At 55.9% G+C, this 25,469-nt stretch carries 21 protein-coding genes and 1 pseudogene; 7 read left to right on the forward strand and 15 right to left on the reverse strand.

The window, feature by feature from the left end:
- Window positions 1-18: 18 nt before the first annotated feature.
- Window positions 19-846 carry a DUF2189 domain-containing protein gene (locus HJA_RS04005; protein WP_081814509.1) on the forward strand — a complete coding sequence of 276 codons (828 nt, stop codon included), beginning with the start codon at window positions 19-21 and terminating at the stop codon, window positions 844-846.
- A gap of 334 nt (window positions 847-1,180) precedes the next feature.
- Here HJA_RS04005 and HJA_RS18855 read toward each other — a convergent pair whose 3' ends face one another.
- The 4 genes from HJA_RS18855 to HJA_RS04025 all read right to left on the reverse strand — a co-directional run bounded on the left by HJA_RS18855 (window position 1,181) and on the right by HJA_RS04025 (window position 3,979).
- Window positions 1,181-1,576 carry a YbaN family protein gene (locus HJA_RS18855; protein WP_422119963.1) on the reverse strand — a complete coding sequence of 132 codons (396 nt, stop codon included), beginning with the start codon at window positions 1,574-1,576 and terminating at the stop codon, window positions 1,181-1,183.
- A gap of 115 nt (window positions 1,577-1,691) precedes the next feature.
- A complete protein-coding gene (locus HJA_RS04015) occupies window positions 1,692-2,171 on the reverse strand; it encodes a group III truncated hemoglobin (protein WP_051597336.1) in 480 nt (159 codons plus the stop codon).
- A 201-nt stretch (window positions 2,172-2,372) separates the two neighbouring features.
- Window positions 2,373-3,206 carry a pyridoxal kinase gene (gene pdxY, locus HJA_RS04020; RefSeq protein ID WP_081814510.1) on the reverse strand — a complete coding sequence of 278 codons (834 nt, stop codon included), beginning with the start codon at window positions 3,204-3,206 and terminating at the stop codon, window positions 2,373-2,375.
- Entirely contained in the window at window positions 3,203-3,979 is a 777-nt protein-coding gene (locus HJA_RS04025; RefSeq protein ID WP_035578916.1) for a YggS family pyridoxal phosphate-dependent enzyme, read from the reverse strand. Before HJA_RS04025 ends, pdxY begins: the two co-directional genes overlap by 4 nt.
- Window positions 3,980-4,140: 161 nt before the next feature.
- Here HJA_RS04025 and HJA_RS04030 point away from each other — a divergent pair, with 161 nt between their 5' ends.
- Entirely contained in the window at window positions 4,141-4,563 is a 423-nt protein-coding gene (locus HJA_RS04030) for an RrF2 family transcriptional regulator (protein ID WP_035578918.1), read from the forward strand.
- Window positions 4,564-4,618: 55 nt separating this feature from the next.
- Here the strand turns inward: HJA_RS04030 and metB are convergent, their stop codons facing one another.
- The 4 genes from metB to HJA_RS04050 form a co-directional block, all read right to left on the reverse strand.
- Window positions 4,619-5,779 carry a cystathionine gamma-synthase gene (gene metB / locus HJA_RS04035; RefSeq protein WP_035578514.1) on the reverse strand — a complete coding sequence of 387 codons (1,161 nt, stop codon included), beginning with the start codon at window positions 5,777-5,779 and terminating at the stop codon, window positions 4,619-4,621.
- Window positions 5,776-7,482 (reverse strand): NADPH-dependent assimilatory sulfite reductase hemoprotein subunit, encoded by a 1,707-nt coding sequence (locus HJA_RS04040; protein WP_035578518.1) that lies wholly within the window; start codon window positions 7,480-7,482, stop codon window positions 5,776-5,778. The genes metB and HJA_RS04040 overlap by 4 nt, the downstream gene beginning before the upstream one ends.
- Window positions 7,483-7,492: 10 nt before the next feature.
- The gene (locus HJA_RS04045; protein WP_035578520.1) at window positions 7,493-9,277 is read right to left on the reverse strand and encodes an assimilatory sulfite reductase (NADPH) flavoprotein subunit; all 1,785 of its coding nucleotides are present in this window, start codon (window positions 9,275-9,277) and stop codon (window positions 7,493-7,495) included.
- 284 nt (window positions 9,278-9,561) lie between these two features.
- Window positions 9,562-10,410, reverse strand: coding sequence for a LysR family transcriptional regulator (locus HJA_RS04050; protein WP_035578522.1), 849 nt, complete (start codon window positions 10,408-10,410; stop codon window positions 9,562-9,564).
- Window positions 10,411-10,947: 537 nt separating this feature from the next.
- Here HJA_RS04050 and HJA_RS04055 point away from each other — a divergent pair.
- From HJA_RS04055 to HJA_RS18620, 4 genes and pseudogenes are all read left to right on the forward strand, one after another.
- Window positions 10,948-11,574 carry a peroxiredoxin gene (locus tag HJA_RS04055; RefSeq protein WP_035578525.1) on the forward strand — a complete coding sequence of 209 codons (627 nt, stop codon included), beginning with the start codon at window positions 10,948-10,950 and terminating at the stop codon, window positions 11,572-11,574.
- Between the two features lie 5 nt (window positions 11,575-11,579).
- Window positions 11,580-12,227 carry a carbonic anhydrase gene (locus HJA_RS04060; protein ID WP_035578528.1) on the forward strand — a complete coding sequence of 216 codons (648 nt, stop codon included), beginning with the start codon at window positions 11,580-11,582 and terminating at the stop codon, window positions 12,225-12,227.
- A 210-nt stretch (window positions 12,228-12,437) separates the two neighbouring features.
- On the forward strand, window positions 12,438-12,839 hold the full coding sequence (locus HJA_RS04065) for an RrF2 family transcriptional regulator (protein ID WP_035578531.1): 402 nt from the start codon (window positions 12,438-12,440) through the stop codon (window positions 12,837-12,839).
- 254 nt (window positions 12,840-13,093) lie between these two features.
- A pseudogene (locus HJA_RS18620) lies at window positions 13,094-13,372 on the forward strand (NADP-specific glutamate dehydrogenase); the annotation flags it as partial.
- 84 nt (window positions 13,373-13,456) lie between these two features.
- Here HJA_RS18620 and HJA_RS04075 read toward each other — a convergent pair.
- Window positions 13,457-14,392, reverse strand: a complete 936-nt coding sequence (locus HJA_RS04075) for a LysR family transcriptional regulator (protein ID WP_051597337.1) — start codon at window positions 14,390-14,392, stop codon at window positions 13,457-13,459.
- A gap of 456 nt (window positions 14,393-14,848) precedes the next feature.
- Window positions 14,849-17,128, reverse strand: coding sequence for a 5-methyltetrahydropteroyltriglutamate--homocysteine S-methyltransferase (metE, locus tag HJA_RS04080; RefSeq protein WP_035578536.1), 2,280 nt, complete (start codon window positions 17,126-17,128; stop codon window positions 14,849-14,851).
- A 100-nt stretch (window positions 17,129-17,228) separates the two neighbouring features.
- Here metE and HJA_RS04085 point away from each other — a divergent pair, with 100 nt between their 5' ends.
- Window positions 17,229-18,116, forward strand: a complete 888-nt coding sequence (locus HJA_RS04085; protein WP_035578539.1) for a LysR family transcriptional regulator — start codon at window positions 17,229-17,231, stop codon at window positions 18,114-18,116.
- 751 nt (window positions 18,117-18,867) lie between these two features.
- On the opposite strand, the gene gdhA is transcribed toward HJA_RS04085, so the two are convergent.
- The 5 genes from gdhA to HJA_RS04110 all read right to left on the reverse strand — a co-directional run bounded on the left by gdhA (window position 18,868) and on the right by HJA_RS04110 (window position 25,427).
- Entirely contained in the window at window positions 18,868-20,241 is a 1,374-nt protein-coding gene (gene gdhA, locus HJA_RS04090) for an NADP-specific glutamate dehydrogenase (RefSeq protein ID WP_035578542.1), read from the reverse strand.
- A 138-nt stretch (window positions 20,242-20,379) separates the two neighbouring features.
- Entirely contained in the window at window positions 20,380-20,727 is a 348-nt protein-coding gene (locus HJA_RS04095; RefSeq protein WP_035578545.1) for a carboxymuconolactone decarboxylase family protein, read from the reverse strand.
- A gap of 341 nt (window positions 20,728-21,068) precedes the next feature.
- Window positions 21,069-21,497 (reverse strand): nucleoside diphosphate kinase regulator, encoded by a 429-nt coding sequence (gene rnk, locus HJA_RS04100; RefSeq protein WP_035578547.1) that lies wholly within the window; start codon window positions 21,495-21,497, stop codon window positions 21,069-21,071.
- A gap of 375 nt (window positions 21,498-21,872) precedes the next feature.
- Complete coding sequence (locus HJA_RS04105) at window positions 21,873-23,264, reverse strand: PepSY-associated TM helix domain-containing protein (protein WP_155839855.1); 1,392 nt, start codon at window positions 23,262-23,264, stop codon at window positions 21,873-21,875.
- Window positions 23,265-23,324: 60 nt separating this feature from the next.
- Window positions 23,325-25,427 carry a TonB-dependent receptor gene (locus HJA_RS04110; RefSeq protein WP_241764289.1) on the reverse strand — a complete coding sequence of 701 codons (2,103 nt, stop codon included), beginning with the start codon at window positions 25,425-25,427 and terminating at the stop codon, window positions 23,325-23,327.
- Window positions 25,428-25,469: the final 42 nt, after the last annotated feature.

The raw sequence follows: 25,469 nt of genomic DNA on the forward strand, positions 1-25,469 counted from the left end.
CCTCCGTATTCCAACGGAATGATACCGATCATCGTGCCGCCGCTGCCACGTGCAAATCCACATGCGCGCAATCTACCGTGGCACACCGCGTTTGGATGGCTGCAATCAGGGTGGATGGACTTCTGGACCAAGCCGATTGCCAGCTTCCTCTACGGTTTCGGTGTGTTTGCTGTTTCCATTCTCGTTGTCTGGGCTTTGTTCCTGTTCCGGTACGAGTATGCGCTGTTTCCCGCGTTGGCCGGATTTGTTGTCATCGGTCCGCTCATTGCCAATGGTTTGTATGAAAAAAGCCGCAGGATCGAGACAGGTGAACCAATAGGAATTGCCACTATGGTTTTCATCCGGCCACGGTCCGGTTATCAGGCATTGTTTATGGGCGTCATGATGTTGGGGCTGTTCCTGCTATGGCTGCGCTCAGCGGTTCTGATTTATGCACTTTTTTTTGGAATTGTTCCGTTTCCTGGAACCAGCGAACTGTTGCCCATGTTGTTTCTGACGCCCACAGGCTGGGCGCTTTTGGCAACGGGGTCTGTTATCGGCGCGCTCTTTGCAGGTTTTGCCTTTGCGATCAGCGTTTTTGCTGTGCCCATGCTTCTTGAAGAAAAGACAGACGCTCTTTCTGCGATGGGTATCAGCATGACCATGGTGTGGAACAATTTACCTGTCATGCTTGTCTGGGGCGCGATCGTCGTTGCCTTGTTCGTCTTTTCCATTGCAACCGGATTTTTCGGCCTCGTGATCGCTTTTCCTGTCCTTGGCCATGCATCCTGGCACGCTTACAGCTGCATGAGGCCAAGCGACCGGCAGATTGGAGAATCCGAACGGATGTTTATTCCGCCAGTCTGAAGCGTCATTCCTGAAGGCCTGCTCAGGCTCCGTGTATGCGCATGTAGACGTATGCGGTCGTGATGACACAATCAGGGCGATGTAAGGACGTGGTTGCGATCCGGGCGATGTTGGGGGGCTACGCTTAAGGATGTTGGCAGCAATGTTCCGGGGGCGCCTGTTGATGGAGAACGGAGTAATGTTTTTAGGGAACCAGACAGGCTGGATCGCAACACTCGTCCCGGGCAACATCTCTCACTAACCGGTGGCCAGGCTGACAAGCGCCATTGTCGCTGCAGGAGCAGTATTTCATGTCGGGAGGTATGAAACGCAATTAAAGTTCAGTATAACGACATTACCCAGATGTTGCACTTTTGTCGCTCTTTCCGCCCTCAGGCCGCGTAACCACAAAAATAGCTGCGCCTAGCAGAATGATGATCTGGATGGCCAGTACCCAACCGGGTGCGCCGATCATCCATGTGATGGGCGGTGTTACCACCATAAAGCCGACAGAGCAGAGTTTCGCAGATCTGTTGATGGCGCCGTGGCGATACCAATCGTCAATTAGAACCCCAAACTGTGGGTGTTCGACAAGCCAATGATGCAGGCGCGGGGAGGACCGCGCGAATGCGAACGCAGACAGGAGAAGGAAAGGTGTCGTGGGAAGGAGGGGAAGAACGATGCCCACGGCGCCGCAGACAAGCGACAGGGTGCCACATGCGATCCAGAGCAAACGGGCCAGGTTACTCACAGGATCGGCATTTCCGTGTTCTGAGAGAGGCGCAAAGCCAGGGACGCGGCATGTCGTGCCGTCCAGGAAGAGCTGACGAGGTTCACGGAAGATCCCAAATTCATGGTTCGGCGTGTCAGACGTCTATGGTTCTTGACTTTGTTGGCACACCATCCTGTGTCTGCAGTCCCGGCATCCCGAACATGGCAAATTGGAGGCTCTCGGCTATTCGTTCAGCGCGCTCCATGAAGTAGTCTATCGCTTCAGGTGAAGGCGCAGTGTCCTTTAGGGTGCTCCGGAAAAGGTGCAACCAGGTCGAAAAATGCCTGCGGGATACGCCTTCCAGTCTGGTATGCGCGGGGACTGGCTTTCCTGAATATCGTCCGGCATTGAGAGCGACGGACGCCCAGAAATCCTTCATTCTCTGGAGATGAGGATCCCAGTTGTCACCGATGACACCGTCAAAAATCGGACCGAGCTCCGGATCCGTTCGAACACGGGAATAGAACGTCTCCACCAATGTCGAGATATAGTCGTCCTTGATTCCCATGTTGGCCGCATCGCGGCGGATCTGTTCCCTGCGCTCCTGTGCGGTCCGGATGATGAAATTCGACATGGTGCCTCTATCTGCTGGAAAGGCTGGCTTGCCGGCCGAGTGTCTCGGAGTGATCGCTCAGTACGCCTTAAAAGATACATATAAAGTACATCAAAAGGCTCTTGTGTAAACGCCGCACTCTGCGACGAATGTGCTCACGATGCCAGAGAGTGGGGCGCTCTTCTGGAAAATAAAAGGACCGCAAGCTTGAAATGAAGTGAGTTAGATGGGCATGCCAGGAGAAACGGGATGGTTAAATGCCAGCATCTGGGGCTGCAGCTCCAGCGCCGATTCCGTGCGGCAGAATTGCAGGAGATCGTATACGGCCGCCACGCCGGCTTCCAATGCACCACGAATATCTCTGGAAAAATAGAAATGGCGGGCGAATGCCGCCGAGAAGATATCGCCGGTTCCGGTCGGTCGAAGATCGAGACGGTCTGTGGTGACCACCCACCGCGCCTGACGGTTCCCGGCAATCGTTGATATTCGTCCGTCTGCTTCCAGAACGCCTGTGACCACACCGATCGACGTCCTGCCGCGCAGCAGGAGGTGCTCCAGCAGCTCAAGAGGATCATCTGTTGATGTCTCGGCCAGCCATTTCGCTTCAAACAGGTTGGGGGTCAGGATATCTGCCTGTTCAGTCAGGAGCGTCCTTATGGCCTCTGCGACATCTTCAGAGACATACAAACCGTAATCCGTGTCACCCATGACCGGATCGCAAAGAACGACCACACCGGGGTGGCTGGCACGGACACGCTGGATGAAGCGCGCGGTAATGGCGGCTGTTTCGGCAGATGCGATATATCCTGTCAGTATAACGTCAATATGGTTTGGCGGCACGCGATCAAGCAGAATGTCGAGCAAGTCACGAATGAGTTCTGCAGGCATGGGGCCACCGGCAATGGTGGGATAGTGTGGGGTATTCGACAGAATGGCGGTGGGAACCGCGTGGACCGTTGCCCCCAAGCGCTCAAGCAATGGCACCGCTGCATTGTTGCCAGCGCAACCAAAGACCAGTTGTGACTGAATGGAGACGATCGTCGGCGGTCGTGTCATGGAGACTGCGGCCAGTAATGACTATCCGGAAGAGGACGTTGACCGAACAGAGCCTGACCTATTCGAACAACCGTAGCGCCTTCCTCGATCGCGATTGGAAAGTCGCCGGACATACCCATTGACAATGTGTCAAAGGACAAACTGTCCGGAGCTTCTTGTCTGAGGCGGTCACGAAGGCGCCGCATAAGTCTGAAGCATGGCCGTACGCGCTGCTCATCCCCAGAAAAAGTGGCCAATGTCATAAGACCCTGGACCTTGAGCGAAGCAAAAGGAACAAGCTGGCGCACAAAGGGCAGGATATCGGCCGGAGGAATGCCGTATTTGGACTCCTCTCCTGAACTGTTTACCTGGATCAGAACATTCAGGCTCCGTCCTTCCGCCTGTAATCGTCGGTCAAGGGCAGAGGCGAGTTTCAGACTATCGAGTGCCTGAAACTCCGTGGCAAAGCGCGCGACATATTTGACTTTGTTGGTCTGCAGATGGCCGATGATGGACCATTTTATATCAAGATCCGTCATGGCGCTGGCTTTTGTCCTTACTTCCTGGACTCTGTTTTCACCAAATGTACGAAGACCGGCCTCGTAGGCCATGCGTAGTCGCGATTCGCCGACCGTCTTCGTGACAGGGAGGAGGGTGACCTCTCTGGCGTGCCGACCCGACCGTTGACAGGCTCTGGCCATCTGTCCTTTGACAAATGCGAGGTTGTTGATCAGGAGTTGACGATCCGATGTTGTTGCAGAAATTGTGGGCTGATCCGGTGCGTGACTATTCATGGTCTGTTGCTCCCCTTTCGGGTCAAATCGCCTGAAACCGGGATTCAGGGTGCGCTGCCGGACTTTCAAAGTCGGGCTCCAAGCGCAACAGCACGCCTTGATTTCGGCGACCTGACCTATAATCAATAATTTCAATACCAATTATGATCATGCGAGGCTTCATGCGTCTAACATCTTTTACCGACTATGGGCTCCGAATGCTCATGAAAATGGCGAGCACGCCTGGCCAGGCATTGTCTACCGCTGAGTTCGCAGAAGAGTTTCAGCTGTCCAGGCATCATCTCACCAAAATCATGCAAAAACTTGCCCGGGAAGGTATTGTCGAAACCCGCCGCGGCATTGGTGGTGGTGCCGTCCTCGCCAAAGCACCCGCAAAAATTCGTCTGGGTGAACTCATCGCTCTGCTGGAAGAGGGGCAACCGCTCGTGGAATGTTTTGACCAGGAAGGAAACCATTGTACCCTGGACGGACGATGTAAACTGAAGAAGCAGCTTCGACATGCTGAACAGGTTTTCCTGCGCGACCTGAACCGAACGACGCTCGCCGACATCGCGCTGCCGTCTCCGACCACACCCAGAAAGTAGAACCGGGAACGGTTCAGCAGGGCAACTGGTCTGTTGTTCTGGTGGCATTGCTTCATCAACAGGCATCCAGACCGCTGTATAGATCTGCGATAAGATCCGATGTGGCTTCCAGACCAACGGAAATCCGGAGCAAGCTGTCACTTATGCCAGCCAGGGTCCTGGCTTCGTCTGTCATGTCCACATGCGTCATGGTCGCTGGATGGGCGATAAGGCTTTCCACGCCGCCAAGGGACTCGGCCAAGGTAAATATCTCGACCGATCGCAGAAAATTCCTCACCGCGGCAAGGCCGCCATGCAATTCGAAACTGAGCATGGCGCCGAATCCGCTCTGCTGTCTATTGGCGATCGCATGGCTGGCGTGGGTCGGTAGCCCGGGATAGTGAACCGCTTTTACGGCAGGATGATCACTGAGGTATACGGCGATCGCCATGGCGCTCTTCTGTTGGACAGCGAGGCGTGCGTAAAGGGTGCGAAGTCCTCGTAATGCGAGCCAGGAATCGAACGGAGAACCTGTCGCGCCCACGATATTCGCCCACTGCTTCAACGATTCAAATCTTTGCCTGTCGGATGCGACTACGGCGCCTCCAATCACATCCGAATGTCCATTCAGATACTTCGTCGTTGAGTGGAACACATAATCGGCGCCAAGCGGGATGGGTTGCTGAAGGGCGGGGGACAGGAAGGTGTTATCTACGGCGACCTCTGCGCCTGCCTGATGGGCCCATCCGGCCCGTGATTCAATATCCACGACCCGCATCAGGGGATTGCTCGGACTCTCGATGAGTAACAGCGCCGGTGTGTCGTCAAGCGCCTGGTGAACATCGGCATCGTCACTCTGGTCGACGAGACAAAGCCTGAAATGTCCACGGTTCGCGCGAGCCTGCAATAGACGCAGGGTTCCTGCATAAGCGTCATGTGGTGCAATGACCAAATCGGACGGTGTCAACCGTCCGACCAGAAGATCGAGAGCGCCAAGTCCGCTTGATGTGATAACGGCTCCGGCGCCTTCCTCCAGTTGGGCGAGGGCGGACGCGAACTGATCGCGCGTCGGATTGTTGCCCCTGCCATAATCATAGGGCCCGGGCTTGTCGTAGCCTTCGAACTGATAGGTTGTCGAAAGATAAAGCGGAGGCACGACGGCGCCGAATGCGGCGTCCGTGGCAACGCCATGAGAGGCGGCAATCGTTTCGGGGCGGTGCCGTTTCCTGTCTGTCATTTGGAGGTGCCTGTGTTCGCGGCATTTTCGATTTTACCTGTGCGAACAAGAAAGTCACCGAAATGCTCATTCGTTTCGCGTTCTCGGGCATAAGATTCGATGTGGGCGGATAGAATGTTGAGTATGGCCTCTTCGCCGATGTTCTCGGCGACCAGTCTGTTGAGGCGTTGACCATGGAAGCCGCCTCCCAGATAGAGGTTATATTTTCCGGGGGCTCTCCCGGTCAGGGCAATCTCGGCAAGATAGGGGCGCGAACACCCATTGGGACACCCCGTCATTCTGAACGTTATAGGGACGTTGGCAAGATTGTTTGCCGCGAGGATCGCCTCGACCTTGTCGAGAAGTTCCGGCAGGTAGCGTTCGCTTTCGGCCATGGCGAGACCGCATGTGGGTAAAGCGACACACGCCATCGCATTCTGACGCAAGGCTGATGGCTGGTCTGGTCCAAGTTGTTTCAGGATGATTGAATCGAGCTTTTTGCGTTGATTTTCCTGCACGCCGGAAATGATGATGTTCTGGTTCGGGGTCAGTCTGAAAGATCCCGAATGCGATTGCGCGATTTCCCTGAACACATCGAGTGCGCGCAAATTGAGGCGCCCATTCTCGATATAGACGGTGCGATGAAAGAGCCCGTCTGGACTTTTTTGCCAGCCATATGGATCTCCGTTGGATGTGAATTCGAAGGCCCGGGCCTTGGCGAAAGACATTCCCATGCGCCGCTCGATCTCTTCCCGGACCCAGTCTATTCCCTTGTTGTCTATTGTGTATTTGAATCGTGCGTGCTGGCGGTTTTTCCGGTTCCCATAATCGCGCTGAACACCCATGACGGCTTCAACGCATGCCATGAGATTTTCTGCCGGTACAAATCCGATCAGGCTGGCAAGACGGGGATATGTGCTTGGGTCCTTATCAGTCCGGCCCATGCCTCCGCCGATCACGACATTGAAACCCTCAAGACCATTGTCGTCGGCAATGGCGATCAAACCGAGATCCTGAGAGAATACATCGATGTCGTTTGAGGGGGGGAGGGCAAAGCCGATCTTGAATTTCCGGGGCAGATAGGTGGGGCCATAGAACGGCTCTTCCGGGGCAGATGAGGCAATTCGCTGGGTTCCGTACCAGATCTCGTGATAAGCTCTGGTCTTGGGGATCACGTGATCGCTGACCTGCTTGGCGAGGGAGGCGACCTCTGCGTGCAATGTTGAACTCCGCGGGTCGACGGTACACATCACGCCCCGGCTATCATCGCCGCAGGCGGCGACTGTGTCGAGTAGAGCTTCATGGAGACCCTGGATAATCGGCCGCAGGCTCCCTTTCAGTACCCAGTGGAACTGGAATGTCTGCCGCGTCGTTACCCGGAGGGTTTCGCCACCATGGCGCCGAGCAAGTTCATCCAGCATCAGCCATTGGGACGGTGTACAAACTCCTCCGGGCAGCCGGACACGGATCATGAACTGGAAGGCAGGTTCAAGTTTTTGACGCCGCCGCTCGTCCCGGACGTCCCGGTCATCCTGTTGGTAAATGCCATGGAACTTCATGAGCTTGACGTCGTGTTCGGATGGAACAGCGCCAGTGATACGATCGAGAAGACCCTCGGCAATTGTCCCACGAAGGAAATCGCTGGATTCCTTCATTCTTTCGTCAGGTCCCAGATCGTCCAGTGACTGGGAAATGTCGAAGCTGCGATCGGTCGTCTGGCTCATGGCAGTTCTCTCAATAGACATCTTTCTGGTAGCGATGCTCTGTTTGAAGTGTGCGCACATATTCGTCTGCCGCCTCGTGCGCCAGGCCTGATTCCTGGGCGACAATCTCTATCAGGGCTTGATGAACGTCTGGAGCCAGACTGGCCGCATCGCCGCAAACATAGATATTGGCGCCGTCTTCCAGCCAGGCATAGATGTCACGCGCCTGTTCCATCATCCGGTGCTGAACGTAAATCCTGTTTGCCTGATCCCGCGAAAAAGCGACGTCCATTCTGCCTAGGGTTCCATCACGAAGCCAGGCTTGCCACTCGGTCTGGTAGAGAAAGTCGGTGCGGAAATTCCGGTCACCAAAGAAGAGCCAGTTCGCCCCGTTGCTGCCTCTCGCTTCCCGTTCCTGCAGAAACGCCCGATACGGCGCGACACCCGTTCCGGCGCCGATCATGATTATCGGTGTACGATCATCAGGCAGCCGGAAATGCCGGTTCTCCTGAACATAAACAGGAATCTGCGAATCCGGCGTAGCGCGCCCGGCAAGAAGACCCGACGCTACGCCGCTTCTCCAGTCGCCATGCAGCTCATAATGGACCGGGGCGACAGTCAAATGGGCTTCGTCCGGTGCGTAGGACAAGCTTGAAGCAAGAGAGTAAAGCCGTGGCTGCAGCGGCCGCAGCGCCGACACAAATCCTTGAGGCATGACGCCACTGACCGGGAACAGGCGCAAAAGATCGATTATGTGATGATTTTGCAGGAAGGCTTTCCGTTCCAGGGACTGGTCCTCCTTTGCCAGCCGCTTCAGGTCGGCAGCGTCGCTGAGCAGTGTCCAGTATTCGAGGAAGCGAGGTGTCAGCGTCGTGATTTCATAACGATGGGTCAGGGCTTCACCAAGCGAGAAGACATGTCCCTTGAGGGTAATGGAGGTCTCGGCATCCAATGATAGGGCTTCGAGCAGCTTCTCTACCGTGTCGGCCGCGTTTTCAGCCACGATGCCCAGGGCGTCTCCGGGTGCATATACAAGGCCTGAACCTGCCAGAGACAATTCAATGTGCCGGGTATCCTTTGACGAGCCTCCGCCAACGATGCGGATGTTCTCGAGAACACTGGCTGCAAAGGGATTACGTTTGTCATGGCGAGACGGCGAGGGCGCCCCAATAGGCATGACAGAATTTGTCCCAGTAGAATTTTCTGCTTCCCCGTCCGAGAGTTGCTCCAGTACCGACTTGATCCAATTGTCAGCGTCGTCTTCAAAGTCGACATCACAATCAACGCGCGGCAGAATTTGTTTGGCGCCGAGCGCGGCAAACCGGCTATCAATCTGTTTGCCCGCCTGACAGTAAAATTCGTACGTCGAATCGCCGAGAGCGAGTACTGAGAATCTGGTATCGCCGAGCGTCGGGGCCTTCCGGCTTTCCAGGAATTCGAAAAAGTTCATCGCGGGCTGTGGGGGCTCGCCCTCGCCGTGCGTGCTGACAATGATCAGAATGTCCTGTTCTTCAGCAATCTTGCGTACCTTGTAGTCCGCCATGTCCTGAACGGATGGGACCAGGCCTGCTTGCTGCGCTTTTGCTTCAAGTGAGCGTGCCACTTCTGCCGCATTGCCTGTTTCAGAACCAAACAGAATAGCCAGCTTGCGCTGTCGGGTAGAGGGGCCCTTCGCCTGAACGGCAACCTCGTCAGGCCCGGCGGCAAGTCCGCTGAAATAGCCGCCAAGCCACTGAAGCTGTGCCCGGGAAAGCGACCGGGTCAGATCTTCAACGAGGCGCTGTTGCTCTGTGTCGAGATTAATAACCAAGCCCATTAGAATACCCGTCAATGCCGGAACTGAGTTGCCGGCGACATTACTGCGCTGATACGAAGCGATCTGAGAGCGTATGTGCGCACGGCGCAAACATTATACAAACGATGATTATTGCTGTTTCAGAGCAAAAAAATTGATCTGATCGGTGTGATTTCGAGCAAAGCTCATAGATCTGGGACGTTCATCGCTTTTCCCGATGCTGCCGTTGCTTAAGCCGCAAGCCCGCCGCCTGCATGCAGACTTGAAGTCTTTTACCTTCAGTCAGGTTCGAGGCTCAGACTTCATCATGTCGCGATTTCAGCGGAGGCACGCAAACCTCTGCGAACCCGGTCAATGACATCGGCATCGGCTCGCGTCGAATGAACCATATAGGCCGAATAGGAAAATTCGGGGCTATCCTGGACAAGAGACAGGCGTCCTTCTTCAAGATAGGACCGGATAATGCCTTTTCTGAAGTACCCGCTTCCGCCTGTCGCCAGGATGTATTCGAGCGCGAGGGGCCCATAACTGAAAGAGGTCACAGCTGGCGGCTTTTCCGGATAGGCTGCCTGATAGCTCGCCGCAAACTCGTCACCCCAATCAATCTGAACATGATCTTCCTCAGACAAGGGCTGATCGGTAGGAGTTGTCCGTGCCATGACCAGTTTCTCTTCGAACAGGAGCTCGGTCACCACGCCTGAACGTTTAGGCGCAGCATACAGCACCGCGACATCGAGCGTCCCATCCTGGACGCATTCCATCAGACGGTCCGAGGTGTCTATTTCGGTTCTGACGGCAAGTTCCGGGCATTCTCGACGCATCCAGAGCATCCAGTGTCGCAGCAACGGATTCCAGAGGCTCAATTCTGCCCCGACAGTGGCGACAGTCTCGCGACCGGGCGGCAGGGCGACCGTGCTCCTGGCCCGATCCCATACGTGAACAAGAGACGCAGCGAATCTGAAGAACTGTTCGCCTGCCGGCGTTAGTTTTGCGCCAGACTTGTTTCGGATGAAGAGTGAGCGTTCGAGCCGGTCTTCCAGAACCTTGATGCGGGCACTTACAGCCGTTTGTGTCAGATGAAGATTGGACGCAGCTCCGACAAAGCTGCCTGTCTTGACGACTTCAAGAAATGTGCGGGCGACTTCGATATCCATCCAAAGGAAACTTTGCTTCAAAACGACATTAACAAAAGCATGAGCTGGGGATTACATCCAGCAAACCAAAGCGGCAAGGCGTTCCTGAAGTGACTTTTCGTAACATTTGCGGGGTGTTTCCCTCAGAAGAGCATGCACCAATTGGGGGGCTTGAGAAATATCAGGGCCGAACACGTGGTCGGATTACCGACTATCTTCTTCTTCCCTTCACATTGGCCAGTCAGTCATATTTCTCGAGGTTTAAACGCCGACATGTTTCCTTCGACCAGTCTGGAGGCCTCGACGACCGGTTCCGGAGGGCAAAGCCCATCGAGTATGTTGTCACCGCCACATTGAGGTTTGCGACAAGGCGAGAGGACCTAACCGGGGCGTCATGCCAGCCCTGCAAGGGGCCTGGAAATCGCTTCACTCAAAGCGGGGATTGCCCGGAGCGTTTCGATGTATGTGCAAATTATTTCATCTGAACCTGCAATAACATTCGTTTGTTCGTATGAGGCAAATGAGGCAGCCTCAAAGTAGATATTCTGGGAGTGCAATATGGGAATAAGGCTCGGTCAGATCGCCCCCGATTTTGAGCAGGCGAGTACGCAAGGCAGAATTCGCTTTCATGAATGGCTTCAGGGTAATTGGTGCATATTCTTCAGTCATCCGAAGAATTTTACACCCGTTTGCACAACCGAACTCGGCGAAGTCGCAAAGCTAAAAGCCGAATGGGAGAAACGAAACGTCAAGCCACTGGGATTGTCAGTCGATCCGGTCGAAGCACATGATAAATGGACGATCGACATCAACGAAACGCAAGGCACGCAGCTGAATTTCCCGATGATCGCGGATGCGGACCGGAGCGTTTCGACGCTGTATGATATGGTCCATCCGGATTGTGACCCGTTGCTGACGGTGCGGTCTGTTTATGTCATTGATCCTGCGAAGAGGGTCAGGCTGATCCTCACATACCCGCCAAGCACAGGGCGGAACTTTGATGAAATACTCCGAGCCATTGATAGCCTTCAGCTTACGGATGTCCGCAGTGTGGCGACACCTGTGAATTGGGTGCCTGGCCAATCTGTAATTGTTTCTCCGAAACTATCGGATGAAGAGGCTTTGCGTCAGTTCCCACAGGGTTTCAGGACACTGAAACCGTATTTGCGGGTGGTGGATCTGTGACGGCAATGTCGGATGAGCCGTCTCAAATTGACATCGAAGAGGCAAGCATACGCAATTCAGACAAACATCTGGATGATCTTTTCAAGCGCAACCGCGCTTGGGTGAACGCCTCGAAGAAACGAGACCCCAACTATTTCAAACGCCTGAGCGGCCAGCAGAAACCACGTTATTTCTGGATTGGTTGCTGTGACAGCCGGGTTCCTGCCACTGAAATCGTCGATCTGGCGCCCGGCGAGATGTTTGTGCATCGCAATATTGCCAACCTTGCTGTTCCGACGGATCCAAGTTTTTCAGCTGCGCTACAGTTTGCGGTTGAGGTGCTATGTGTCGACCATATCATGATTGTCGGGCATTATGGCTGCGGTGGGATACAGTCATTGCTGGAAGACAAGACGTCCGACCCGATCGGAGACTGGCTCGAACCTGCGAGACACATGCATCAAAGTCTGGATCGTGGTGATCGTGACGACGAGGAACACCTGGGATTCTTGTGTGAGCAGAACGTTCTGCGACAGGTCGAAAACCTTCTTGCAAATCCATGTATAAGGAATGCGTGGCAACGAGGGCAAGAATTGTCGCTCCACGGATGGGTCTATGCGATTGAAGACGGCTTGCTGAAAAGCCTTGTTGGGCCCTTGAGTCATAACGAGTAAATATTCTCGTAAGTCTCAAGCAGGCCAGATTCCAGTACCCCGAACGAAAGCTCTGACTGATGGTTTGAAGTCCTGTCTGGCGAGTGTGTTTGTTCTGTGCTTTCTGTCGAAGGCAGGGAGACAGCGGCAGCGCGCGTGAGAGATAGGGGCATAACCTCCTGGAAGCGTCTGTTGCCAGGGGCTCTATCATACAACACCTGGCGGGCAATCATGCGACTGACGACGTTTTCCGATTATGCTTTTCGGGTCCTGATATACGCAGCTTCGGCTGGGGACCGCCTGATCACAATTGAAGAAACAGCAAATGCTTACCAGATCTCTCGATCGCATTTGATGAAAGTCGTGAATGTGCTGACAAGGGAAGGGTATCTGAAAGGGGTCCGCGGCCGGTCAGGTGGATTTGCCCTCGCCCAAGTGCCTGAGCAGATAAATCTTGGAGACGTGGTCCGTGCAACTGAGCCAGATTTTGCCCTCGTGGAATGTTTCACCGCCGGGAACCAGTGCGTGATCACCGGATGTTGCCGGCTTCCCCATATCCTGAATGAAGCGCTTGCGTCATTCATGAGTTCACTGGATCGATACACGCTCGCTGACATCTTGCCGGCGGATTAGAAGTTCAAGGTTTTGGATGTGGTCTGTCCTCTTGAGGGATGTTGGTCTCCGGATTGCGTCTGCCGTACCTGAGGCGAGGGACGAAGAACTGAAGCTGCAATCTATCCTGAGCGCAAAGAACGATATCTCCAGACCATGGTAACGCTGGTACCGATGGCGACACGGCCATTTCCTGGCATTTTCCCTGTATGAGACTTCAATGAAATACCAGACGCAGCCGCACTCCCTCGGTATCCGTTTGCCAGTCCGGTCTCGACCACGGGAATGCAGGTGCCCTCGTTTCAAATTGTGTTCTTGCTGTCATCCAAAGTGCAAACATACCGTATGCGCCGCAAGTCGTAGAGATGTTCCAGGACGCCGGAATCCATTTCGCCCCGGGATCGGAAGCAAACACCGGCGGCGTTGCCACATCAGCTCTCGAAATGCGGCAAAACGCAAGTCGTGACACATGGCGCTTCGAGAAAGCCAACCAGCGTCTGAAGGCGATGAAGATCGACACATCTGACCCGCGGCATGATCTGGAATCGGAATAGGACAATCCCGGCAACTATGCTCTTGGTGCCGATGTTGGTGGTTTTACAAGTGACGCAGAGGCGATGCAGGGCCTGGGTTGTCGTTTAGCTGGTCGATTCAAGAAGATCGGAGGGGAGTGCCATCAGGCTAAGCGCAACCTGACGTAACTCGTCGGCCAGGACCTGCAGGCTTGGCGCGAATGGCGATGTTTCTCTCCACATCAGGCCTACAGAATGGATTGCGAGAGGATGATCAATACGGCGAATGACCATTTGTGGGTCTCGTCTCACTTCCGAGAGTGCGTACAGACTGGGCAGTACCGCTATGCCTGCTCCCATCTCCGCCATCAGACGAACGGAATCCAGGCTTGTGCCCTCATATTCGTGACTAACGATTCCTCCCGCCTCGTCCGACAGGCTCTGGACCATGGCGGTCAGACGAAATTCACCGCTTAAGGTTAGCAGGTGACGTCCTCTGATCGCCTCAAGGCCAATTGGTTCACGGTTCAATGCGAGTGGGTCATCAGCTGCCACACAAATCCAGAGATGTTCATCGAACAAAGGTTCGTATGCCAGTCCGGGGTGGTCGTGCTGTGAGGATATGATTGTGTCGAATGTCCCCTCATTCAGGTGAATGTCGAGTTTCCCTGCGGTTTCCTCGCGCACAGAGAATCTCAGATTGGGATATGTGGTATGAAGTTGGCGCACGGCCATGGGAAGTAGATAAGGGCCCACAACCGGCAATACGCCCAAACGAAAATGCCCATCGAGCTTGGCCGCTTCGTGCCGTGTAAACGCTTTCAACTCCTCGACATCTCGCAATATACATTTGGCCCGCCGATAAACTTCTGTACCGCGCGGTGTCAGAATTGCGCCCGTCGCCGTGCGTTCAAAGAGCGTTGCGCCCAGAACGTCTTCCATAGCTGCGATCTGGGATGACAGTCCGGGTTGGGTGATATGAACCTGTTTCGCGGCATCACGAAAGCGGCCACTTTCTGCAACGGCGACAAGATACTGGAGCTGGCGGAGAGTTGGTCTCATAATCTAAACTTATCGAGCTATATACTTATTGTTATTTGAATTTATACCCTTCTTAGCCCAATTCAATCAACAGAGGAAGGGGAATGGGATCGAGATAATTCAGGTCAGAAAAGCAGAAGAAAATATTCACGGTACAGAGCAAAATGATCGGACAGGAAGCGATTCGAGCGGCGGTGCGCACGCCTCTTTTGAGGCTAGCGGATGCCGGTTCCGCCCCGGGCGAACCTTGTCTTCTAGATGACGCAAATATAGCAATTTCCTGCAATATCAGCCACTTGGTGCGTATGACCTAAAGTTCGGACATCGGACGTTTCCTGACCCCCCATCAGCCAGTCTGATGTTCGTCCTGTCGGCTGGCTACCTCTCTCCGATTTGGAGGCCAGCCGACAGGTAATAATCTTCTACCTGCAGAATGCCAGATGCCGCGCAGGCACTCCCTGACCAAAAGGCCATAGTCTACCAGGCTGCTGACGCGGCTCGCCGCATGGCTTGCGCGGCCGTGACCAGGTGCGCGATGGAGGACTTTACCTCCGGCCAGCCACGTGTCTTGAGCCCGCAATCGGGATTGACCCAGATCCGGTCTGCCGGGATTACCCGGCTTGCCTTCTTCAGCAGGTCTTCCATCCCGGCCGCATCCGGTACGCGCGGCGAATGAATGTCCCAGACGCCAGGGCCGATTTCATTCGGGTACTCAAATTCCGCAAAAGCATCGAGCAATTCCATATCTGAGCGCGAAGTCTCAATGGAAATGACATCCGCATCCATCGCCGCGATCGCCGGCATGATGTCATTGAATTCGCTGTAACACATATGGGTGTGGATCTGAGTTTCGTCCCTCACACCCGAGGCTGCCAGGCGGAACGCGCCGACGGCCCAGTCGAGATAGGCTGGCCGGTCGTCCTGGCGCAGCGGCAGGCCTTCGCGCAGGGCTGCCTCATCAATCTGGATCATCGCGATTCCTGCCGCTTCCAGGTCCTGCACCTCGTCGCGGATGGCGAGCGCAATCTGACGGCAGGTCTCCGAGCGCGGCAGGTCATTGCGGACGAAGGACCAGTTGAGGATGGTCACCGGTCCCGTCAGCATGCCTTTCACCGGCTTGCTGGTGAGGGATTGCGCATACTGTGACCAGCCCACAGTCATGGGGCTCGGGCGCGTGACATCGCCGAAGATGATGGGCGGTTTCACACAGCGCGACCCATAGGATTGCACCCAGCCCTGTCTGGTGAAGGTGAAACCTTCCAGCTGCTCGCCGAAATACTCGACCATGTCATTGCGTTCGAACTCGCCATGGACAAGCACATCCAGCCCGGCCTCTTCCTGATAGGCGATGCAACCTTTCGTCTGCGCCTTCAGGAAGGCACCGTACGACTGGTCGTCCATGTCACCGCGCCGGTTGGCCGCCCGCGCCTGGCGCACTTCCTTCGTCTGCGGGAAGGAACCGATGGTTGTTGTCGGGAAGGCTGGCAACTTGAAGATCTGCGCCTGCCTTGCCCGGCGCTCGGCATAGGGGCTCTGGCGGTTCAGAGCGGATGGCGAAACCCTGGAGAGCCGCTCGGCTATGGCCGGGTTGTGGATGCGCGGCGATGCCTTGCGAGCCCTGTTGGCGTTCGCGGATGCAACGAACTCGGCGGCAACCGCCTCGCCGCCCTCATTCAGGGCCTTTGCCAGACCGGCCACTTCACCGAGCTTTTGCCGCGCAAAGGCGAGCCAGCTCTTGAGTTCATCATCGAGTGTCTTTTCTTGGTCGAGATCGACCGGCACATGCAGCAGCGAGCAGGAGGGCGCGATTTCCACGCGATCCGCTCCGATGGCCTTTACCGCGCGTTCGGCCTGTTCGAGACAGGTATCAAGGTCTGAACGCCAGACATTCCGTCCGTCGACAAGCCCAAGCGACAGGTGCCGGTCCGCGATCCGCGCAATTACATCGTCCAGTTGCTCCGGCGCACGTACGAGATCGACATGCAGGCCGTCGACCGGTAGCGACGTAGCCAGGGAGAGATTATCGCCCAGCTTGCCGAAATAGGTCGCGAGCATGATTTTGGGGCCGGACACCGACAACGCCCTCATCGCCGTCCTGAAGGCTTCTTTCTGTTTATCCGAGAGATCAAGTACCAGGACAGGTTCGTCGATCTGCACCCATTCGGCGCCGGCATCCTTCAACTTTCCAAGCAATTCAGCATAGACTGAAAGGACGTCTTCAAGCAGGTCCAGCGGATCGAGATCCGGTTCCTTCGCTTTGCCGAGACTTAGCCAGGTGACCGGGCCAGGCAGGACAGGCCGGGTCGTCAGCCCAATCTTCTTGGCCTCGTTGAATTCGTCCAGTGCTTTGTTGGAGGCAAGCCGGAAGTGCTGCCCCTTCGTGAATTCAGGAACGATATAGTGATAGTTCGTATCGAACCATTTCGTCATTTCCATCGCCGGTGCCTCCGGCGTACCGCGGGCCATGGCGAAATAGATATCGAGATCTATATCGCCATCGGCAGGACCGAAACGCTCAGGGATCGCCCCCAGCGTGGCGGTCATGTCGAGCACCTGATCGTAGAAAGAAAAATCATTGGACGGAATGATGCCGATGCCGGCTTCGCGCTGCTGATGCCAGTGACGGCGGCGCAGTTCGAGCCCGACTTGTTCCAGCTCAGAGCGAGAGATCTCGTTCTTCCAATAGCTTTCCATTGTCTTTTTCAGCTCCCGCTTGGCCCCGATCCGGGGAAAGCCGAGATTTGCCGCGTGCGTCATAACCAGTCTCCTTGCTCCTTCAAACCAGTGTAAGCCTACGGACTCCTTTGCATGACGAATAATGGATTGTTTTCACATACTCATGATATATTGTCATGAAATGATCGATACCCAATCCCTTTCCATTCTTCGGGAAATCGAACGGACCGGCAGTCTCACGCAGGCAGCCGACCGGCTGCACATGACGCAATCGGCCGTCAGCCACGCCATGCGCCGGTTCGAGGAACGCTATGGAGTCACGCTGTGGGAGAGAGAAGGGCGCGGCATTCGCCTGACGCAGGCCGGAGACTATCTGGCCACACTCGCCCACCGTCTGCTGCCGCAGCTCGTCCATGCCGAAACCGTGCTTGAGGATTTCGCCGGCGGCGGGCGCGGTGCGCTTCGGATCGGCATGGAGTGCCATCCCTGCGAGAAATGGTTGATGCGGGTCATCACGCCTTATCTCGCGGCCTGGCCAGGCGTGGACCTGAATGTCAGCACTGCTTTCCAGTTCGGTGGGTTGAGCGCCCTGCTCGGCCACGAGATCGACCTCCTGATCACGCCGGACCCATTGAGCCGGCCCGCGCTCGCCTATCATCCGGTCTTCGACTATGAACTCGTCCTGGTGGTCCGCGCCGATCACTTGCTGGCAGTAAAGCCTCATGTTGAGCCGGAAGACCTCGATCGCGAAACCCTGATCACCTATCCGGTCGAGCGGGAACGGCTGGATGTGTTCACGCAATTTCTGGTGCCCGCCCGGCGGATCCCGCGCCGCCACCGCACGGTCGAAACCTCGGATCTGATGTTGCAGCTGGTCGCCGCCGGACGCGGCGTCAGCGCCATGCCAGACTGGCTGGTCAGAGAATATACAGGTGACACGCCTCTCCGCGCCGTGCGCATCGGGACGAAGGGGATTGCAAAAAGCATCCATATCGGGCTCAGATGCAGCGATACCGACACGGACTATATCAAGGGCTTTCTCAACCTTGCCCGGATGCAACCGGACTAAATCTGTGGCCCAACCGGACTTCCGGACAGCTATATGTGGCCGCGCCACTCCGACAAAATTGTCACATAACCGCCGCCCTCGGTAGGTTGGGTTCGTCGCGGCGTTCCTGCCGGGCGCCGATGCATAAGAGACATGTCTGGTCGTATAATTTCGTCAGGGGGGGGGGCTTATGAGGTGCTCTGTATACTATGCGTTATGGATGAATATGCCGGGGAATGCTTCGCCATCCGCGTCGCGCGTAAGCTCAACGCCCGGAGTGTGTCCGCACGCTGGACGGGTTGTTCGGCCATCATGGCCCGCCGAAGAATATCCGCTCCAGCAACCGCCGCGACCTTATCGCCCCAGATTGCCTGGTACGTTTCAGCGTAACGACACTCTACATCGAACCGGGCTCGCTGTGGAAAAACGGATACTGCGAGAGGTTGGCTTCGCCTGCCTGCATCTGACCTCCAAGCTCGGGGATAAGTTGCTGGCGAAGGAGAGCTTCTCCGGTTTATGCGAAGCCCTGATCCTGATGGGAACCTGTCGGCGACATAACCCCCGCCGCGTGGAAGCGACCGGACCAGCAATAGCGGTGAACCATAATAGGTGGAGCAGAGCACACTCGCCGGCATATTACCGGCGGACCAGAAGTTCTGAGTGTCGCATGCGCATGTTGAGGCGCTTCGTTGCCCAGACTTTGGTCGGCAGGGGCAGGAGAGGGGGCGTAGGTCGACGTGTTTCTCTTTCGGCATTCAGGAGGTGAGGAGGCTCAAACCACGCCAAGGGCCTGCATCGCCTCCGCGACGCGGACAAATCCACCGACATTGGCGCCGAGGGCATAATTCCCCGGATCGTCATACTCCTTGGACAGATTATAACATTGGTCGTGGATATCAATCATGATCGCCTCGAGACGTTGGTTCGTTTTTTCAAAACTCCATGTGTCGCGACTTGCGTTTTGCTGCATTTCGAGGGCCGACGTGGCAACACCGCCAGCGTTTGCAGCCTTCCCCGGTGCGAACAGGATACCGGCTTGTTTGAACACATCCACAGCTTGCGGCGTGCAGGGCATGTTTGCACCTTCGACGACGGCAAGAACTCCATTTGCGGCAAGACTCATGGCGTTTTGACGGTCGAGCTCGTTCTGGGTTGCGCACGGCAAGGCGCAATCGCAGGGGACATCCCATATCGAACCGGTGCCCTTTGGCACGAATTTGGCCTGACTACCTTTTTCCTGAGCATAGGAAATCACGCGTTCCCGACGGATTTCCTTGATGTTCCATATCAGCTCCAGATCTATGCCTTCGGGGTCTGCAATGTACCCGGAGCTGTCTGAGCAGGCTGTAATTGTGGCACCGAGTTCGGCTGCTTTTCTCATGGCATGAAGGGCGACGTTGCCCGTTCCGGAAACCGAAACGCGCATTCCTTCAAGGCTTTGCCCGTTCTTTTCAAGCATGCGTTGGGCAAAATAGACTGCGCCATAGCCGGTCGCTTCGCTTCTTGCGAGAGATCCGCCATAACTGAGTCCCTTTCCGGTGAGGACGCCGGCTTCATAACGATTGGTCAGTCGTTTGAACTGGCCGAACATGTATCCGATCTCACGTTGTCCGACGCCGATATCACCAGCGGGAACATCCGTATATTCTCCGACATGCCGCCACAGCTCTGTCATGAAGGACTGGCAGAAGCGCATGATTTCTCCGTCGGAACGTCCTTTTGGGTCGAAATCCGAACCACCCTTGCCGCCTCCAATGGGCATTCCGGTCAGGGCATTCTTGAAAACCTGTTGGAAAGCGAGGAATTTGACAATTCCGACATTGACTGACGGATGGAACCTGATGCCGCCCTTGAAAGGACCGAGTGCCGAACTGAACTGCACGCGGAACCCTCGATTGATGCGAACCTGGCCCTTATCGTCCACCCATGGGACACGAAAGATGATTTGCCGTTCCGGCTCGCAGAGCCTCTCTATCAGGGCATGGTCGAGATAGGCAGGGCGTTTCGTGACAATGTGTCCGATACTTTCGAGCACTTCCCGAACAGCTTGGTGAAACTCGGCTTCGCCAGGATTGCGCTGCAATACATCGTGGAGAACCAGTTCAAGTTTTTCGTCCAGTTGGGGCAGGGGGAGGCTCCTGTTCATTGGCGTGTTGAATTGGGAAAGGAGGAAACTCAGGCTCAGAAGTTTGTTTGTGTGCACCCCAGGAGCGGGCGGACCTGCTCTTGTCAGATTCCGCAAAAGCCCTGATGCTGATCGCAGACGAGAGTGCGTGGCATTGTGCTATGCCGATTGATCGCCATCAGCATCTTCCATGAGCGCAAGAGCTTTGATGGAATGGGCATACGCTGCACCAGCACGCATTTCAGCTGCCACCCAGATAGCTTCCATCACCTGTTTGTCCGAGACACCCAGTCGTTTGGCAATCTTTACGTGGCCTTCAATACACCATGGGCATTGAGTCACGTGAGCGACAGCAATCGCAATCAATTGCTTGGTGGGTTCGTCCAGTGCGCCCTCAGCAAAAACAGCCTTGGAAAATGCTTTGAATGCGTCGTCCGCAGCCGGCGCCAGGCTATGGCGCCGTTCGGCATCTGCGCGTGTTGGTTTCGGAAGTCGAATGTCGGACATGAGGGGGGCCTTCTTTAAAAATACATATGCGGTACAGGAACATTCCGGAATTGAATGCTCGCGTCGTTTTCCTTCTTGCTCCTCGTCTCAGCACACGCAATGAGTGTGAAGGAGGATAAATAAGACTTTATAATACCAATATAGCGGGATTGAAACCAGGAAAGAGGGGGTATCGATAATTGATGTGCGTAACTGTTCAGGATTCAAACAAGAAGGTCACGAATGCCTTGTGCATGTGGGCTTTCTTCAGCTGGAAAGTCAGGTTGGTATTCCGTTTCTGTATTGAGCTTTGGATATTGCGGCGGAACACGGCTCCGCCGTATTTCTTCAGATGCACGGGGTCAGCTGGCTGAAGTAAAACCGGGCTGATTGGAATCGATCTGGCCGACATTTTCCACGGTCAGCGTATGTCGGTCGCCGTGAGGAGATATCCATTCAATGGACTGGCCGGGGGACAAACCCAGAAGCGCAACACCAATAGGCGTCAGAATCGACACATACCCCTTTGAAATATCTGCATATTTAGGCAGAACAAGGGTTGCGAGACGCTTGTCCCCCGTATCGGCAGAATAGCGCAGCGTGGATCCAATTCTGGCGATGGTTGATGGAAACGCGTCGTCGTCAATAACGCGGGCTCTATCAAGCTCTGCCAACAATTCTTCTGCAACAGACGGATTGTGCGCATGGAACGCATCTGCGAGCGCAGAGAGCAGGTCAAAGTCGGATTGACAAACGGAGATGGCAGGCTTGCCGGAATGCTTGGAACTCATGAACTTTCACGCATGGACTGACGCAGGAGCAAGGCAGGGGTGCCATCGCACACAGCGTTACGGTTGTCTGAAGATGTCGTTTGTTGCGCTTCAATCACGCTGCGGCTTCGGTTTTGCCCCTCGACCCGCTCACGACAAATGCGAGCCGGGGGTTAAAGTCCTGCGATAGGACAAACCCTGAAAATCGAGATGGAGATCGAAACCGAATAGCACATGGTCTCGCATGATCGCGAGTGGAGTGAAGAATGTCAAGTCGAGGTGCTGCCTTCACGGCCGGCCGACCCGGAAGGGTGTATGAGAAGAAGCGACCACGTCCATTCGACACTGACCGACAGATTAGTACAATTTGGCTGACAATGATCATGACCGTTTCCATCAGGGCGTGAATAATCCAAGCCAGATCCTGAGCGGTTCGATGCGCCGGAGCACAAGCCGTTCAAGGGCAAGCACACACAGCACAGATATTCCAAGCGTAGGGAACAGAAGTCCCAACATCGCAAGCAGAGCAATGATGCTCCACAAAGCCCGTCCAGAATGTAAGGGTTTCGGGGCCCCCAGGCCGATTTTGCGGCGGCTGAGCCACATCAACGGAGCGGAAAGAGACAAGGTCGCTGCCCCAAGGGTTGCGACGAGCATGATCAATTGGTTCGGGGCGCCGAAATAATTCCCCATATGGATCGCCACGCCCCATTCGACAGCCTTGGCGCCAATACCGTAGTCACCGAAGGAAACATCGTTGATGACCTCGCCCGTATACTGATCGATGTGGAGTGTCCTCTGGCCTTCCGGCTGGTCCGGATAGGTGTAGGCCGTGAAGACATCGTGCGCATCGCCGGGCAGTGTCAATCTGTAAGCCGTCGTGAGCCCTTCGTGTGCAAACACCTGCACAGCATCCCGCACGGAAATCGGCATATGCTGCGCATGGGCCGAGTGAGGTGCCGGGGCAGGTTCCATTGTCCAGGGTATCCCAGGCGTGGTTTCGGCGAGGGTCTTGTCCGGATCCGAGCCCGCGGCGCCATGATCGATATGAATGCGGTAGGATGCGGGGTAGCCCAGCCCCATGTTCGCCATCGCGCGCTCCAAGTTCCCGCCCCAGTTCGACGCCCAGGGGAGACCTGTAAGGGTCAGGAACATGATCAGCCCCGATGTCCATATACCGACGACTGGGTGCAGGTCGCGCCAGAACAGGCGGCCCTTTCCCCAGCGCGGCAGGAATACGCCCCAGACCTTGTTCTGCGTTCGGGGCCACCACAGGTAAAGTCCCGTCACGATAAGAACGATTGCCCAGCAAGCCGCGAGTTCGACGATGAGATCTCCCCGCTCGCCCATCAGCAGGGAGCCATGCATCTGGTCTGCAAAACCTACAAGCGTATGACCATAGATGAAGGAGCCGAGCACTTCGCCGGATACCGGATCGACATATGCCCGGAATGGCTCGCCCGCCCCGGGGGTAAGAAACACGACGGCCGTCCGGTCGGGCGATGTCGGGAGGTCTGCACGGGTGGCGGAGGCACCCGGAAAAGACCGCAGCGCATTGTCGATTATGATATCAGCCGGAAGATGGGGGCCGGCTTGCTCCACGAAGCGCCAGTCCGGATGGACGATATCCTCGATCTCGGTGCCGTACAGATAGATCGTGCCGGTGATTGCGAGAATAAGAACAAAGGGGGCAATAATCAGCCCCGCATAGAAGTGGAGCCGGAAGATTGTTCTGTGGAGACTTGCTTTGGCAGAGCCTGACGATTCCATAGGCGGTTGCTGGCTCATTTTGATTGGTCCGATTTACCGGCCGGACCTTCGCAGGAAGACCCGGCCGGCGGAAAATGATCAGAATTCTCGAGAGAGCGAGAGCTCGACACTTCGGGGCTCTCCGACGAATACCAGACCGGAGGCATATCCTGACCAATCGGCATAGAATTCGTCCGTCAGATTCCTGCCGCGCAGGGTGAGACGTCCTAACGGCGCCTCCCAGGAAACCGCCGCGTCCACGAGCGTGAACCCGCCGACTTTCACATCATTGGCATTCGATGTGAAGAAATCACCGTTGTGACGTACCGACCCCGTGAAGGACAGCGGCAGAGCACGAGGTACGTAGGCTACGACCAGATCTGCCAAATGCTCGGGTGAATTTGGCGGGCGGTTGCCAGATCGATCCAGGCCACCGCCCTCAATCAATTCATCAAATTCGGCATTTAGTATCGTGCCGCTCAATGTCGCAGACCATTCATCCGTAGGCCTCCAGCTTACGGTCAGCTCCGCGCCTTCCGAACCTTGGCGGCCGCCCTGGATGGTAAGGCTTGGGTCAATCGGGTCCCGAGTCAGAATATCATTCTGGGTGATGGCGTAGAGTGATGCGGTGAGCTGGAGCCGGTCATCCAGCATCGAAGACTTGATGCCAAATTCAAAAGAGTCGCCGGTTGTCACATCGAAGGCGGCGCGGCTTGAACTCATGAAGAAGAGGCCCGTCACCGGCGTCGCGGCGCTCGTATATTGTGCATAGAGCTGGGTCGTGGGCCGCACGCTGTAAACGGTGCCGATACGCCAGGTGACCGGGTCATAGTCCCGACCATAGATGCTGACTTCGTCTGCATTGAGATCGTCCACCTTGCGGTCGAGGTTGAACGTGTCGAGCCTCAACCCGCCAACGATCAGCCATTTGGGAGTGAGGTTGTAGGCATCCTCGGCAAAATAGGCGACGGATTTCACGTCTGCAGTCACGTCCTGCCGGGTTGTGAAGTTGAGCGGATCTTCCGGAGGGAAGACGCTGCGGGCCGGGTTGAAGGGATCCGTGCTTGTCGCCGTCCCGAACCGGCGTTCCGTGAAGAAATCGGTGTCGCTGACCTCTATGCCCACCGTGAAGCGATTGCGACGACCAAGCAGGTCGCCATCGAATGCAAAATGGAGGCGCTCGCTCCAATATTGGTGGTCATGGGTGATATGAGTGGCGAACCTGTCAATAAGTCCGTTTCCGGCGTTGAAGCTATATTCGTCGGCGTCGATCCACTTGCGATCAGACGTGTACCAGCTGGTATCGCTGACAAGTGTCCAGTTGGCGGAAAGCTGATAGTCCGCCCGTGCGCGCAGCCAGGTTGTTTCCGAGTCCATGTCGCCATCGGTCACGTTAAAATTGGTCTCTTGCATGGCTTCGTCGAGCACGAGGCCTGCACTGCCTGAGACGATGTCAGAGGGATTGCGAGCGATTTCGGCCGAAACAAGCGGCGTGCCGTAATAGGCTGTATCGAACTGGTCGCCGAACCGGTCGGCCGACACCGTGACGGAGAGCTTGTCGGACGGCTGAATGAGAAGTGCCAATCGACCGGCGATCTTCTCGGAATCAGTATTATCTATCCAACCTGCGGATTGTGCGTAGCTCAGGTCCGCGCGGAGCGCCACCTTGTCTCCGAAAGGCAGGTTGAGATCACCGGCAACACGCGCCGTCCCGTGGCTGCCATAGCTGGCGAATACTTCGCCGCCATGCTGGCCGAGTTTCGGCTGGCGCGGCACAAAGTTGATGGCGCCGGCCAAGGCGCCTTCCCCGGAAGTTACGGACGCCGGACCTTTGATGACTTCGACGCGCTCAAACATCCAGCTGTCATAGTCGCGCATGCCGGCGTCTGAATTGGCCTGCCGGACGCCATCATAGAGATAGTTTACGGCGCGATGAAACCCTCGTACCGAGACCGAAGCGACCGAACCCGGGAGGTTTCCGGACGCAAGACCAGGCGCGGAGTTCAAGGCTTCTATGGCTGTCCGGGTACCCTGCTGCTGAAGATCATCCTGAGTCAGGACATCCACCGTTGCCGGCGTCTCATAGAGTCCAAGCCCGAGACGGCTTGCAACTTCAGTCTCTTTGCTCAGATGGCGTTGGCTGATTACGATGATCGTGTCCTGGACATCATCCGCTTGCGCCAGGAAGGGCGAGAGGGACAAGGCGGCCAGGCTGGTAGCGAGTAATCTGTGCATTCGGGAAAA

The organism is Hyphomonas jannaschiana VP2 (assembly GCF_000685215.1).
Taxonomy (GTDB): Bacteria; Pseudomonadota; Alphaproteobacteria; order Caulobacterales; family Hyphomonadaceae; genus Hyphomonas; species Hyphomonas jannaschiana.

Coding starts and splice junctions, on each gene's coding strand:
- HJA_RS04005 (WP_081814509.1), top strand. CDS start 19: ATGATACCGATCATCGTGCCGCCGCTGCCACGTGCAAATCCACATGCG.
- HJA_RS04015 (WP_051597336.1), bottom strand. CDS start 2,171: ATGTCGAATTTCATCATCCGGACCGCACAGGAGCGCAGGGAACAGATC.
- pdxY (WP_081814510.1), bottom strand. CDS start 3,206: ATGACACGACCGCCGACGATCGTCTCCATTCAGTCACAACTGGTCTTT.
- HJA_RS04025 (WP_035578916.1), bottom strand. CDS start 3,979: ATGAATAGTCACGCACCGGATCAGCCCACAATTTCTGCAACAACATCG.
- HJA_RS04030 (WP_035578918.1), top strand. CDS start 4,141: ATGCGTCTAACATCTTTTACCGACTATGGGCTCCGAATGCTCATGAAA.
- metB (WP_035578514.1), bottom strand. CDS start 5,779: ATGACAGACAGGAAACGGCACCGCCCCGAAACGATTGCCGCCTCTCAT.
- HJA_RS04040 (WP_035578518.1), bottom strand. CDS start 7,482: ATGAGCCAGACGACCGATCGCAGCTTCGACATTTCCCAGTCACTGGAC.
- HJA_RS04045 (WP_035578520.1), bottom strand. CDS start 9,277: ATGGGCTTGGTTATTAATCTCGACACAGAGCAACAGCGCCTCGTTGAA.
- HJA_RS04050 (WP_035578522.1), bottom strand. CDS start 10,410: ATGGATATCGAAGTCGCCCGCACATTTCTTGAAGTCGTCAAGACAGGC.
- HJA_RS04055 (WP_035578525.1), top strand. CDS start 10,948: ATGGGAATAAGGCTCGGTCAGATCGCCCCCGATTTTGAGCAGGCGAGT.
- HJA_RS04060 (WP_035578528.1), top strand. CDS start 11,580: ATGTCGGATGAGCCGTCTCAAATTGACATCGAAGAGGCAAGCATACGC.
- HJA_RS04065 (WP_035578531.1), top strand. CDS start 12,438: ATGCGACTGACGACGTTTTCCGATTATGCTTTTCGGGTCCTGATATAC.
- HJA_RS04075 (WP_051597337.1), bottom strand. CDS start 14,392: ATGAGACCAACTCTCCGCCAGCTCCAGTATCTTGTCGCCGTTGCAGAA.
- metE (WP_035578536.1), bottom strand. CDS start 17,128: ATGACGCACGCGGCAAATCTCGGCTTTCCCCGGATCGGGGCCAAGCGG.
- HJA_RS04085 (WP_035578539.1), top strand. CDS start 17,229: ATGATCGATACCCAATCCCTTTCCATTCTTCGGGAAATCGAACGGACC.
- gdhA (WP_035578542.1), bottom strand. CDS start 20,241: ATGAACAGGAGCCTCCCCCTGCCCCAACTGGACGAAAAACTTGAACTG.
- HJA_RS04095 (WP_035578545.1), bottom strand. CDS start 20,727: ATGTCCGACATTCGACTTCCGAAACCAACACGCGCAGATGCCGAACGG.
- rnk (WP_035578547.1), bottom strand. CDS start 21,497: ATGAGTTCCAAGCATTCCGGCAAGCCTGCCATCTCCGTTTGTCAATCC.
- HJA_RS04105 (WP_155839855.1), bottom strand. CDS start 23,264: ATGAGCCAGCAACCGCCTATGGAATCGTCAGGCTCTGCCAAAGCAAGT.